This is a genomic window from Acinetobacter sp. MD2 (genome assembly GCF_035615575.1).
GTDB lineage: Bacteria > Pseudomonadota > Gammaproteobacteria > Pseudomonadales > Moraxellaceae > Acinetobacter.
In genome coordinates this window covers 70,280-83,365 of record NZ_VTDK01000007.1, presented here as the reverse complement: position 1 = coordinate 83,365, position 13,086 = coordinate 70,280, and the positions used below count along the sequence as shown (strand labels likewise).

General features: G+C 38.4%; 9 protein-coding genes and 1 rRNA gene. 5 read left to right on the top strand and 5 right to left on the bottom strand.

All coding sequences use genetic code 11. The annotated features are described in order from the left end of the window. The first annotated feature begins 29 nt into the window (after positions 1-29). A 5S ribosomal RNA gene (rrf, locus tag FXN70_RS10620) occupies positions 30-144 on the top strand. Between the two features lie 454 nt (positions 145-598). Here rrf and FXN70_RS10615 read toward each other — a convergent pair. Beyond that, entirely contained in the window at positions 599-1,945 is a 1,347-nt protein-coding gene (locus FXN70_RS10615; RefSeq protein WP_324647434.1) for an MATE family efflux transporter, read from the bottom strand. A 215-nt stretch (positions 1,946-2,160) separates the two neighbouring features. On the opposite strand from FXN70_RS10615, the gene hemW reads away from it, so the two are divergent. Beyond that, positions 2,161-3,315, top strand: coding sequence for a radical SAM family heme chaperone HemW (hemW, locus tag FXN70_RS10610; protein WP_324647433.1), 1,155 nt, complete (start codon positions 2,161-2,163; stop codon positions 3,313-3,315). 60 nt (positions 3,316-3,375) lie between these two features. On the opposite strand, the gene FXN70_RS10605 is transcribed toward hemW, so the two are convergent. Then, positions 3,376-5,199: an acyl-CoA dehydrogenase C-terminal domain-containing protein gene (locus tag FXN70_RS10605; protein ID WP_324647432.1), complete on the bottom strand. Its 1,824-nt coding sequence runs from the start codon at positions 5,197-5,199 to the stop codon at positions 3,376-3,378. Between the two features lie 293 nt (positions 5,200-5,492). On the opposite strand from FXN70_RS10605, the gene FXN70_RS10600 reads away from it, so the two are divergent. Beyond that, entirely contained in the window at positions 5,493-7,868 is a 2,376-nt protein-coding gene (locus FXN70_RS10600) for a hypothetical protein (protein ID WP_324647431.1), read from the top strand. 70 nt (positions 7,869-7,938) lie between these two features. On the opposite strand, the gene aroE is transcribed toward FXN70_RS10600, so the two are convergent. Then, entirely contained in the window at positions 7,939-8,730 is a 792-nt protein-coding gene (aroE, locus tag FXN70_RS10595) for a shikimate dehydrogenase (RefSeq protein ID WP_324647430.1), read from the bottom strand. 207 nt (positions 8,731-8,937) lie between these two features. On the opposite strand from aroE, the gene FXN70_RS10590 reads away from it, so the two are divergent. After that, positions 8,938-9,408 (top strand): hypothetical protein, encoded by a 471-nt coding sequence (locus FXN70_RS10590; protein WP_324647429.1) that lies wholly within the window; start codon positions 8,938-8,940, stop codon positions 9,406-9,408. A gap of 213 nt (positions 9,409-9,621) precedes the next feature. On the opposite strand, the gene hemF is transcribed toward FXN70_RS10590, so the two are convergent. Next, positions 9,622-10,560, bottom strand: coding sequence for an oxygen-dependent coproporphyrinogen oxidase (hemF, locus tag FXN70_RS10585; protein ID WP_324647428.1), 939 nt, complete (start codon positions 10,558-10,560; stop codon positions 9,622-9,624). A 166-nt stretch (positions 10,561-10,726) separates the two neighbouring features. On the opposite strand from hemF, the gene hemN reads away from it, so the two are divergent. Beyond that, the gene (gene hemN, locus FXN70_RS10580; protein ID WP_324647439.1) at positions 10,727-12,091 is read left to right on the top strand and encodes an oxygen-independent coproporphyrinogen III oxidase; all 1,365 of its coding nucleotides are present in this window, start codon (positions 10,727-10,729) and stop codon (positions 12,089-12,091) included. 75 nt (positions 12,092-12,166) lie between these two features. On the opposite strand, the gene omp33-36 is transcribed toward hemN, so the two are convergent. Then, complete coding sequence (gene omp33-36, locus FXN70_RS10575; protein ID WP_324647427.1) at positions 12,167-13,051, bottom strand: porin Omp33-36; 885 nt, start codon at positions 13,049-13,051, stop codon at positions 12,167-12,169. Positions 13,052-13,086 lie beyond the last annotated feature (35 nt).

Below are 13,086 nucleotides of genomic sequence, written 5' to 3'. Positions count from 1 at the left end.
AAGACCAAACGAGTAAGCATACAAGTTGTGCTGGCGACAATAGCAAGAGTGAACCACCTGATCCCTTCCCGAACTCAGAAGTGAAACCTCTTAGCGCTGATGGTAGTGTGGGGTTACCCATGTGAGAGTAAGTCATCGCCAGCTCATTATTCGAAACACCCCCAACAACAGTTGGGGGTGTTTTTTTGTGGGGGATAAAGGAAACTAGAAGTGGGATGCTGCTGATTTATGTTGAGAATTTCCTTTTGATTCTGAATTTCCATCAAAAAATAAGCGTTTTTTATTCATCATAAACTTATTATTCAGTAGATTAATATCTATTTAAATCAAATGGTTGAATGAGGTGTCATTGTTGGGAAAGGCTTGATAATAAGCGAGCTTCTCGTATTGCATTTTATTGTGATGCTAGTGTTTTGGATTCAGAAATTTAGTTAGAATAAGTGAGTAAATGGCATATTCAAAAATTACTAAAGATAAAAAGTTGAATCGAAAATTAATTCACTTGGTTGAAACATTATAGTTGGTATTCGTTTAAATCTGATCTTAGCGTCATAGACAATTATTATATATGCTAAGATCAAATCTCAGTTTTGTATAATCAGACACTCTTCAGGCGTTGATTCATTTTATATAAGCGTCGTAATAATAAAATACAGGCAATACATAAACCGACAATTAAGCTAATCCAAATCCCTTGTGCCCCCATATGTTGATAGCGGATCCAATAAATACTCAAAGGTAATGCCACGCCCCAATAGGCAATTAAGGTAATCCACATAGGGGCTTGGGTGTCTTGCATACCACGTAAACAGCCTGCAGCACTGACTTGCCATCCATCCATCATTTGGTAAGCTAAACAAAAATGCAGTAAATATACGGCCATTTCAGCTACATGTGGGTCGCGTGTATAGAGTTGAATGATTTCGTTACGACCAAAGGCAATTAGTAACATGGTAAAACAAGCCATAACAGTTGCGGTCATGAATCCAAGCCATTGTACTTGACGCATAGCAGCCCAATTCTTTTCACCATAATAAGTACCAACTCGAATAGTGAGTGCAATGGCTAAGGACATTGGAAACATAAATAGCTGTGAGGTGACAGAGATGGCAATTTGATGTGCCGCGACTGTAATATCACCTAGTGGACTAATGATAATGGCAGCAGTTGAAAAAATACTAACTTCGAAAAATACAGCCAAGCCAATTGGAACACCTAATTTTAAAACCTGTTTTGCCAACATCCAGTTTGGTTTTTCTACATTTGAAAATATTTTATGTTGCTGATATACCTTAGCTTTATGGATGTATAGACTTAATGTAATGAGCATGATCCATTGTAAAATTGCAGTTGCAAAACCACAGCCTGCGCTGCCTAAAGCAGGCAAAGGCCCAAAGCCATACATAAATAAATAATTAAGCGGAATGAGTACAAGTAATGACAATAAACTAATTGCAGTAACGGGATGTGGATTTCCAATTGCTTCGGAATAGCAACGTAAACTGGTATATAAAGTCACCGCAGGCATGCCAAAACCAATGGCATGTAAAAATAGTGTTGCTTTAGGTTGTAAATCGATAGGAACATTAAAAATTGGTAATAATAATGGCATAAATTGCAACAAGACTAGTGCAATCAAACCAAGTCCAAAAGCCATCCACATAGATTGACGCACGAGATGTGGGATTTTTATATGATCTTTTGCACCAATGGCTTCGGCGACGAGAGGTGTTGTTGCTAAAATGATACCAACAAAAAACAGCATAATCGGCATCCAAATACCGACACCAACCGCAATTGCTGCTAAATCGGTTGCAGATAAATGTCCTGCCATAATGGTATCAATTAAACCCAATCCTGCTTGGGAAAATTGGGTAATCAGTATGGGGAGCATGAGGCCGAGTAGTCGTTTAAGCTCGTATTTTTTAGCGGTCAAATGTGGCATATTTTCTTAAACTGTATCGATGATGTTGTTATACGAAGGAATTTAGCCCACAAGTTGGCGCTAAACTGAAATGGAACAAAATGCTTTGTGCAGTATAAGTTTTTATCGGCGCATCTGCATAGCATTTATGAACTGAATGCTGCTGAAGCAGCGCTATCGGCGATTGACTCATGTTAAAATGAACGACTCTGTTGATGTTTTAATGAGCCCTATTCTTGAGCCAATTTAATCTGCAATCTATTCCGTTATCTTTATATATTCATATGCCGTGGTGCGTGCGTAAATGTCCGTATTGTGACTTTAATTCGCATGCAGTACCCGATGGAGCGCTTTCGGTTGAGTTGGAACAGCAGTATTTACAGGCTTTAGTCGCTGATTTTGAAACGCAATTATTGTATGTTCAAGGACGAAAAATTCATAGTATTTTTATTGGTGGCGGCACGCCTTCTTTAATTTCTGCACAAGGTTATGATTGGTTATTTGCACAATTACAACAGCATGTTGCTTTTGAAGATGGTTGTGAAATTACGCTTGAAGCGAATCCTGGTACGTTAGAACATCAACCGTTTGCTGATTACCTCAGCGCAGGTATTAATCGTTTATCGCTTGGCGTGCAAAGTTTTGATGAGGCACACTTGCAGCGTTTAGGACGCATACATAGTGCTCATAATGCAATAGATGCCATTATTCAAGCAAAACAGGCGGGCTTTGAGCGTGTTAATGTCGATTTAATGCATGGATTACCGCAACAAAGTATTGAGCAAGCATTGCTTGATTTACGTTTGGCTGTGGAAAATGGTGCAACCCATATTTCGTGGTATCAACTCACCATCGAACCGAATACGGTATTTTTCCGCACTCAACCGACTTTGCCTGATGAAGTCGTTTTGGAACAAATTCAAATACAAGGTGAGCAATATCTACGTGAGCAAGGCTTTGTTAATTATGAGGTTTCGGCTTGGCGTAAAGAACTGCCTTCGGCGCATAACTTAAATTATTGGCAATTCGGCGATTATTTGGCAATTGGTGCGGGTGCACACGGCAAAGTTACCTTGCCTGAAGGCGTGTATCGTTTCCAAAAAACCCGTTTGCCAAAAGATTATTTAGCGAAAGTTCCTGCACCCTTGGTGAATTGGCAGCAAATTGCGATGGATGATATGCCATTTGAATTTATGATGAATGCATTACGCTTAAATGATGGTGTGCCTGCAGATTATTACACGCAACGAACAGGGCAGAACTTGGCATCTATAGATGCTATCTTAGAAAAATTGCGTCAGCAAAAACTATTGGTTGCAGATGAAAGCCGCCTAGCATGTACCACAAAGGGGCATCAATATTTAAATTCAGTGTTGGATAACTTTTTGTAATACAAGTGGTGAAATAAAAAAGACTGCTCAGCAGTCTTTTTTATAGATGATTTTAGTTGTTTAGTAATCAAAACTAAAATGATCGACCGGAAGTCCTGTGACAACTTTAGACGGTGTTACCGCAGATTCAGCATGACTTTGTGCTCGCGGTAATAAACGGTCAAAATAGAAATCGGCCAGTTTAATTTTAGTCTTATAAAATTCAACAGTTTCAGTACCATTGCCTTGTTCCAATTTTTCTGAAGCGACAACGGCTTGTTGTGCCCAGAAATAAGCCATCACCACATAGCCCGAGAACATTAAGAAGTCGAAAGATGCTGATGCAACGACATCGCGGTCTTTACGAGCAGCCAATAAAATACGTACGGTCATGGCATTCCACTGCGCACAAAGTTTGGTTAAGTCCCATACAAAACGACGTAAATATTTATTGCGTGCGTGGCGACCACAGAACTTTAAAATTTCTGCGGTGTAATCGCGAATAACTTTACCTTTGGATGCAAGCAGAACTTTACGACCAATTAAGTCGAGGGCTTGAATACCTGTTGTACCTTCATAAAGCGTTGAAATACGTGCATCGCGGACAATTTGTTCCATACCCCATTCTTGAATATAGCCATGTCCACCAAAGACTTGCATGCCATGGTTGGCTGCTTCTAAACCAAGCTCAGTCAAGAATCCTTTTAAAATTGGGGTAAAGAAACCGAGTTTATCATCATACGCTTGGTATTCAGCTTGATCGCCACGTTGGAGTGCATCACTCATCTTGTCTGCAAACTGTGCGACATAATAAATCATGGCGCGTCCACCTTCTGCAATTACTTTTTGAGTGAGCAGCATGCGGCGGACATCGGCGTGATGAATAATTGCATCGGCAACTTGGTCAGGATTTTTCTTGCCTGAAAGTGCACGCATTGACATCCGACTTTTTGCATAAGGCAAAGCACCTTGATATGACAATTCTGCATGGGCAATTCCTTGAACAGCCGTGCCTAAGCGCGCAGTATTCATAAAGGTGAACATCGCATGTAAGCCTTTATTCGCTTCACCGATTAAGAAACCTGTCGCTTGATCAAAATTAAGTACAGCGGTTGCCGAAGCACGAATTCCCATTTTATGTTCAATTGAACCGCAAGTGACTTGATTGCGCTCGCTTAATGAACCATCTTCATGTGCTAAGAATTTTGGCACAATAAATAAAGAAATTCCTTTGGTGCCTTGTGGGGCATTGGGTAGACGTGCCAATACAATATGCACAATATTTTCGGTTAAGTCATGTTCGCCTGCCGAAATAAAGATTTTTGTTCCTGTAATGGCATAACTACCATCTTCCTGAAGTTCAGCTTTGGTTTTGACTTGACCTAAGTCGGTTCCGCATTGTGGTTCAGTCAAACACATGGTACCGCTCCATGTGCCTGCAACTAATGGTGGCATATACAGATTTTTTTGTTGCTCTGTACCGTATTGCAAAATGGTGTTCATGCAGCCCATGCTTAAACCTGGATACATGGTAAATGACCAGTTTGCCGTACCCATCATCTCAGATTTTATTATATTAAGTGAAATGGGTAAATTTTGACCGCCAAATTCTTCAGGATAAGACAGCCCTTGCCAACCATTAATGACAAACTGGTCATAGGCTTCTTTAAAGCCTTTTGGTGTGGTTACTTCACCATCATTAAAATGACAGCCTTCGGCATCACCTGATTGATACAAAGGGGAAAGTACATTTTCACAATAATCTGCTGCACTCTCTAAAATCATATTAATGGTATCAGGGTCGGCATTTTCACCATTACTCAGGGTTTTATAATGCTCTGGATAATTCAATACTTCATTGATAAGAAAACGAATATCCCGTAGTGGTGCTTTATATGCGGTCATAGTGGCTATCCTAGTCTAAGTTCCATTTATAATTTGATTATTGATTGCTTTTGATTAAAAAACATTGATGCAATTCACAAAGTGTTGTGTCAGTTGGGCAAATCGAAGACCAATCATATTGTGGATCGGTTTGCTTATTTAGTCTTGTTTTATGCGCAGATGGCTAAAAGACATAGGTCTAGATTCGGTATAATGTTTGATAAAATCATATAGAATAAATACGTTAAAAACACGTGGGAAACGTGATTTTTTGATTAAAACAGTATGTGATAAAAATAGAGTGAGAAGATGGAATGAAACTACGTTATCTTGTGTCGTGTTTATTTGCGTTGAGTATGTCAGGTTGTAGTCAGCATTATTTAAAGCCGAATGAGAATGTATCTTTAGAGCAGCGTTCAGTCGAGGCAGTACAATCGTTATATACCACTTCGGGTTTTGATTATAGTGGTCAGGTTAAATTTATTGCACCAGTAACAGCACATCAAAAAGCCTCGCCAGTGGTAAATGATGCTGTACTCATGCAAAAGTTAAAAGATTATATTGTCTTACAAGGCATGACGTTACAGTCAGAAGAAATCAAAGCTTTTGAACTAGCTTTACAGCAAATAAGTCAATCAGGTACAGAAAAAGGCGAGCAAGCAAGTATGATTGCGAGTCATTTTTTGCAAGATTTAACTATATCGTATGATGGTGGCATTGATTATCGCAAAAAATTATTAGCACTTAATTTAACCGCCCGTTACGACACGCAGGGTTTATTGGTACAAGCACGTTATCCCATGATTTTGGATGTGCAAAATGCCAAATTTTATAGCGATTTCTTTGCATTGATGCCTTATTTTGTGAGTGCAGAAAATCGTAATCAGTTTAGTTATGTAGATTTTTCTCAATATAAAGACAAAATTGATCAGGTGAATTTAGCTGAACTGGTGGGCTATATAAAAGAAGTCAATGCCTTACCTTATGTTTTAGCAAAACCCAATCAGTTACAACGTCTAAATTTGTCGGATGCAGATAAAAAATTAGGTGGCGTTGAAAAAATCCGTTTAACGAGCACATTTGAAGAAATTGCGGCGCAATTGTTGGCATATAGTCGTGTTAATCAGGACTATTTAACGCAAACGGTGTTTCAGGTAGAGAGCGATGCAGCTGCAAATAAGACCGAAGCAGCCAGTGAAACGGCCTCAACTCTTAAAACTGAACATGCGGCTGATGCGGCAACGCAAACTGTTCCAATAGTAGATGCAAAGAAGGTAATTCAACCGAATGCAACCTTAGCAGCATCAGAACCAAAAGTACAAGTAGAACAGCACAAACCTAATTTTGCGAAAATGAGTGCGGAAGAACAAGCAGACTGGGCAACTGCACAATTAGATGAGTTATCAACCGCAGCGTTGGCAATATCAGATCAATCAGATGCGCAAGAGAGCAGTGCTGAAGCAGTAGAAGATCAAGATCGTGAAACTATTATAAATCAAGACGCACATGAAGCTGAAAATCAATCAAGTTTAGCTTCAGATGAACTGAGTCGGTCTAAATGTAAAGCAGGTATTGGAAAAGCTAATCTTGGTTTAGATACGTATTTGTATTGTGCTGTAAATTATGACATTGATTTATTTCAGTCTAAATCAAGAAAGGATGATTTAGGGATTGAAGAAAAAGTAGAGCAATTTTCACGTCTAACTCAAACCTTTTCACCACAAGTGAAAAATCAACGGATGAGCGCGGCACAGTTTAAAACCGTATGGCAGGAAAAGCAGCCTGAGGTAGACAAAATTTTGGTACCAGCGGCTAAACGTCATACTTTGCTTGTAGATTTAGTTCTTGATGGCAAAGGGCGTTTATTAAAAACGGCATATGATGCCACGTTACTGGACAGTAGTGCATCAAATGATGCTATTCACTTGATGATTAACACTGAATTTAAAAATTTTGGCAGTCCAAAAGCAATTAATCAAGAGGTAATGCAAACTGCTAAACCATTAAAAGATTTGGCGAAAAATAGTATTTTAAGAGACTATTTGCCACATTTAGATGGCTCGAAGGATGAACAAGATGATAAGTTTGATAGACAATTGCAAAAACTCGCCGATGAAAGTTATGCACGTCATCATTCATATTTAAAAACCTATCAAACTATTTATGGCGTTTTATTTGCACGAGATTATCCACAAGCGGTCAAACACTATTCGGCACAGGACATTCAAGATGTCGCAACGTTGATGTTTTATCGTCATTTCGAGCGTGTCGATACAACCCGTAAGCTAACTCGCCAAGAACAAACTCGTTTAAAGCAGCTAGAGAAACAATATCCACATCTTGACGAGATTGAACCTTTATATGAGGCTGCGATGGAATATGCTCAAAAAGCAAAAGTAAATGTTGAACAAAATGGAATGTGGCAGAAAATTCAGCAGCAATATCGTACGCCTGAACAGCGTTTTGAGCATGCGTATGAAGCCTATTATCTACTTGAAAATCCAAATGAAAGAAGCAATCCAGTTTTAAAACATATGGCGGGACGATTAGCTAAGTTTTATATCGCATCACGTCAAAATATCCAAAGTGAGGAGATATTTAAAGGCTTGAGTCAAGAAGAATATGATTATTTAGAGACTTCTAGTTTTAAAATGGTGTATGTAAAAATGCTTCAGGGAAATTCGAACTAAGCTTGCCTGAGTTTTAAAATTTCCTGTGGATGACACACAACCACAGGAAATTTTTTTATATCTTTACTGCTTAGTCGAGAAATTCATTTAATTGTGGTTTAACACCATTCCAAATATAAAAGGCTTCAATTGCTTGTCCAACTAACATGCCAAAACCATCACTATATGGGACTTGGCGTTGTTCGGCTTGTTGTAAAAAACTTGAAGGTTTGCCATAAGCCATTTCGTAAGCATATTTAAATTGCAGTGTATGAGGTAAGGTTAAGGCATCGCCCGAAAGACTTGCAGAGGTTGCATTGATGATAAGATCAAAGTTGCCGTGTAATGCATCTAGGCTGATTGCAGTTAAACCTGTATTTGGCACAAATTCACTTAAGTCTTCTACGAGTTGTTGTGCACGTTCTAACGTGCGATTGGCAATCACAATTTGGCTTGCACCTGCTTGTGCTAAAGGATAAATCACTCCGCGGGTTGCGCCACCTGCACCTAAAATTAAAATTTTACTCTTTGTTAATGACCAACCTAGACTTTGGATGGCATCGACCAAACCTTGTCCATCGGTATTGTCGCCATATAACTGTCCATTTTCCATCCATAAGGTATTGACTGCTTTAGCAATTTTGGCACGCGTGGTGAGCGTGTCACACAAGCCAAAGGCCTGCTCTTTAAAAGGAACAGTGACATTAAGCCCATGTCCTCCTGCTTGAAAAAAGGCCTGAATATTTGCTTGAAATCCATCTAATGGAGCTAAACGGCGTTGATAACTTAATTCAAGTCCCATCTTTTTTGCAAATGCATGGTGTAGTTCTGGCGAGCGTGAATGTTCAATGGGATGACCGACAACGGCAAAATGTTTATGCATGTGATGGAACGATCCTAAAAAATGACGGATGAGTAAACTATACGTGAAAAATCAGCATAAATTAAAAGTAGATATAGGTTATTTTTATAAAATGTATCAAAAAACAAACAATAAATGATTTAGTTTGAATATAATATTGAATATGTGATGTAATTCACTTTTCTTCTTCAAATATAAGAATTAAGAGAATAACCAAAGGAGCAAAAGATGAAGTATGATCTAATTGGGCTATTAAATAAGAATGTCACGCCTTTTATTTGTGATCATCAACCTGTAATGCTAAATGATCGACAAAAATCTGATTTGCTTGAACAGTTTTATCCTATTTTATTGTTGATGTTTCATAAGTTTCCAGAGCGACTTGAAACCAGTGCAAATTTAAGTCATGGATTATTCTATTTATTTCAAGATGAATCTGTACTTTTGACCAATATGTTAAAACACTTTGCAATTGAATATCATCAATCTGAGAATAAAGTGATTGCACTGCTTAATCAAGCCATTCCATTAAGCTTATTTATTTTGATCTATGCGCTAGGTAAAGAAAATATTGCGCAGCAACTACAAAAACAAGTTATCGTCTTGTCAAAACAATGGCCGATTTGGTTGATTGAGACATGGGGGGATCCACAAACCCTTCCAATTAACATACAAAGAAGATGTAATACAAGTGTTTAAGTTGGCAAAATTTCTCATTATCTCTTTTAACAGTGTCATTGTATAAAGAGAAGTCTTAGATTTAAAATTAAGCTGAAGCTTATCGAGATATCCTTAAATAAAGATATGATGGCTTCTATTGCTTTCAAACCTTTACATTATGAGGGACAGATCTAAGTATGCGGGTGAATACGCAAAAATAAATAGCAACCTGATGGCTGCTATGAACTTTAATTACTGGGTTTTTAACCAATTTCGCGGTTTAAGATAATAATCTGTTAGGCGTTTTTCTGGTGAATCATTTTCCCATTCAGGTCGATACGTCCACGTCACTAAATTGGGCAAACTGACTAAGATCGACTCAATTCGACCACCTGTTTGCAAGCCAAATAAGGTGCCACGGTCATAAACCAAGTTAAATTCAACATAGCGGCCACGGCGATACAGTTGAAATTCACGCTGTTCGGGACGATAAGGAATTACACGATTTTTTTCGACAATTGGGATAATGGTATTTAAATAGCCATTGCCCACCGCTTGAATATATTGAAAACAGGTTTCAAAATCCCAACAGTTTAAGTCATCAAAAAATAAGCCGCCGACACCACGTTGTTCATCGCGATGTTTTAAGTAAAAATAGTCATCACACCATTGTTTATGTTCAGCATAGACGTTTTCGCCAAAAGGTTGGCACAAATCAAAAGCAGCTTGGTGCCATGCTTGAATATCTGCATCATTCGGATAAAACGGCGTTAAATCAAAACCACCGCCAAACCACCAAATGGGTGCTTGTCCTTCAGGTTCTGCAACAAACAAGCGAATATTGGCATGTGATGTCGGTACATGTGGGTTTTTAGGGTGGATCACTAAAGATACGCCCAGTGCTTGCGCCTTTGCACCTGCAATTTCAGGATGACGCGCCGTGGCAGAGGCAGGAAGCTGTTTAATTTGGATGTGAGAGAACATCACACCTGCTTTTTCAATCACATCGCCATCTTGTAAAACACGAGAACGGCCACCACCACCTTCTGCACGTTCCCAATCATCGGTAATAAACTGTGCTGTGCCACCGCCAGCATGTTCTTGTTGTTCAAATTTTTCACAAATGCGTGCTTGTAGGTCTAATAAAAACAGACGAACACGTTGAATATCATTAGAAATTTGATTTTGCATCTTCATGCCTAAATCATAGAAATAACAGCAGACATCAAAACACAAAAATGACCAAATTTTAAGACTTTTCAAGGTTAAATTTTACGATGACATGCTAAGAATTGAGTTGCAATTTATACACATACTTTTATTATGGGTTTTAATGCAAATTAAAGTGAAGAAAATCATGCGGTGTAATTTGATTCAAAAATATAATGTGCCTGGCCCACGTTACACCAGTTATCCAACCGTGCCTTATTGGGACGACCATTCATTTTCAGTATTGCAATGGCAGCAAACATTGAAACAAGCGTTTGATGATTCAAATGAAAAAGATGGGATTAGTCTTTATATTCATCTGCCATTTTGTGAAAGTTTATGTACCTTTTGTGGCTGCCATAAACGGGTTACCAAACGTCATGAAGTTGAGCAGCCGTATATTCAAGCATTGTTAAAAGAATGGCAATTGTATTGTGATTTATTTGAAACACGACCAAAAATTAAAGAAATTCATTTAGGTGGTGGTACACCCACATTTTTCTCACCAGAACATTTAACCCAATTGGTACAAGGTATGTTGGCACATGCCGATGTTGCCGAAGGGCATGAATTTAGTTTTGAAGGACACCCGAATAGTACCACTCGGGAACATTTGCAAGCCCTTTATGACGTAGGATTTCGTCGAGTCAGTTATGGTGTACAAGATTATAATTTAAAAGTACAACAGGCGATTCATCGTATTCAACCTTTTGAAAGTGTTGCACAAGTAACCACGTGGGCACGTGAGATTGGTTATCGCTCTATTTCGCATGATCTGGTTTTTGGCTTGCCTTTTCAAACCTTAGAGGATGTGCTGCATACCATTGAGCAGACTCAGCAATTAAAGCCTGATCGTTTGGCCTTTTATAGCTATGCACATGTACCGTGGATTAAAGGCAATGGACAGCGGGGTTTTAAAGACCATGATGTGCCTAAAGATGAGCTGAAACGTCAATTATATGAAGTTGGCAAGCAAAAATTAGTCAATTACGGCTATCATGAAATTGGGATGGATCATTTTGCACTCAGCCATGACCATTTATTTCAGGCTTTAGAAAAGGGCAATTTACACCGCAACTTTATGGGTTATACCGCCTCTAAAACCCAAGTTTTAATTGGCTTAGGCGTTTCGGCAATTGGGGATAGTTGGTCTGCATTTGGTCAAAATGTCAAAGAGCTGTCTGATTATTATGTGTGTTTAGAGAATAATCAATTTCCAGTATTTCACGGGCATATTTTAAATAAAGAAGATTTAATCATTCGCCAGCATATTTTGAATTTGATGTGTGAGTTGAAAACTTCATGGTTAGATAAAATAATGCAGTTCCCTGAATTACATGAGGTTTTATCACAACTTAGCGAAATGCAACAAGATGGTTTAGTTGAAATTAAGGATCATCAATTAATAATTACTGAACAGGGACAGCCTTTTATTCGTAATATCTGTATGGCATTTGATTTACGTTTGAAACGTAAGCAACCCAATACACGAATTTTCTCACTTACGATTTAAAGTTGCAAAATTTTTACCTAATAAAAAAGGATGCATAAAAATGCATCCTTTTCAAAGCTTAATTTCTAAATGAGATTAGAAACGTACTTTTGCATTTAAACCAACAGTATCAGTATCAAGCGTGTTGCCATCAGTTGCATTTGCTTTCACATATGTTGCACCAACAGAGACTGCAGGTGTGATGAAGTAGTTCACATTTCCACCCCAAACATGGTCAAAACCTGAATGAAGGTTAGATGTGTCAGCAAAGGCAATACCAACGCTTAGCGCAGGGTTTAAATACAAATCAGTTTTTAAGCTATATGCACCGCGATCGCTATTGAAAATACCTTTTACTTCAAAGCCAAGTGCCATGTTAGTGTTGTCAATTGCACCAACATATTTAGCACGTGCAGTTGCGAAATCTTTATGATCAGAGTAAGCCGCTTTACCGTAAGCAATAGCAATACCGTTGTTTAAGATATCAGTAGTATCTAAAGCTAAAGGATTTGTACGAGTATAACCTGCTGCAATCAAGAAATTTTGAGTTGGTTCAGCACCAAATTCAACTGCATAACGGTCACCACGGTCATTAGGTGTACCATTTTTATAATCGCGGTCAGTGTGGTTATAAGCCACGCTTGTATAAAGGGGTACAGCAGCTGTATATGGTGTTGTGAAGTAAGCTTCACCTTTTACACCAGCTGTATTGTCTTGGAAGTTAACAGCTGAAGTGTTGTATTTACCATAGTGATAAGCCAAAGATACATTTGATGCTTTGTTTAAAAAAGCCGCTTCTGCTAAAGGACCTTTAGATGCATCTACATCTTTAAAGTAGTAAGTTCCTTGAAGGTCACCAGTAAAGTTTTTTGTATTTTCAGTGGTATCAACATATTCTGATTGACCTTGCACTTCGACTTGGTATGCATGAGCACCGGTCATGGCGAATAGTACAGCTGTAGCTAAACCGATTTTTTTCATCTTTTGTTTCCAAAGTTGACTTTTAGATATGCTGC

What these genes read in the sequence shown, in the direction of transcription:
- hemN (WP_324647439.1), top strand. Translation starts at nt 10,727, where the DNA reads ATGCGGTGTAATTTGATTCAAAAATATAATGTGCCTGGCCCACGTTAC.
- FXN70_RS10605 (WP_324647432.1), bottom strand. Translation starts at nt 5,199, where the DNA reads ATGACCGCATATAAAGCACCACTACGGGATATTCGTTTTCTTATCAAT.
- FXN70_RS10590 (WP_324647429.1), top strand. Translation starts at nt 8,938, where the DNA reads ATGAAGTATGATCTAATTGGGCTATTAAATAAGAATGTCACGCCTTTT.
- FXN70_RS10600 (WP_324647431.1), top strand. Translation starts at nt 5,493, where the DNA reads ATGAAACTACGTTATCTTGTGTCGTGTTTATTTGCGTTGAGTATGTCA.
- omp33-36 (WP_324647427.1), bottom strand. Translation starts at nt 13,051, where the DNA reads ATGAAAAAAATCGGTTTAGCTACAGCTGTACTATTCGCCATGACCGGT.
- hemF (WP_324647428.1), bottom strand. Translation starts at nt 10,560, where the DNA reads ATGCAAAATCAAATTTCTAATGATATTCAACGTGTTCGTCTGTTTTTA.
- aroE (WP_324647430.1), bottom strand. Translation starts at nt 8,730, where the DNA reads ATGCATAAACATTTTGCCGTTGTCGGTCATCCCATTGAACATTCACGC.
- FXN70_RS10615 (WP_324647434.1), bottom strand. Translation starts at nt 1,945, where the DNA reads ATGCCACATTTGACCGCTAAAAAATACGAGCTTAAACGACTACTCGGC.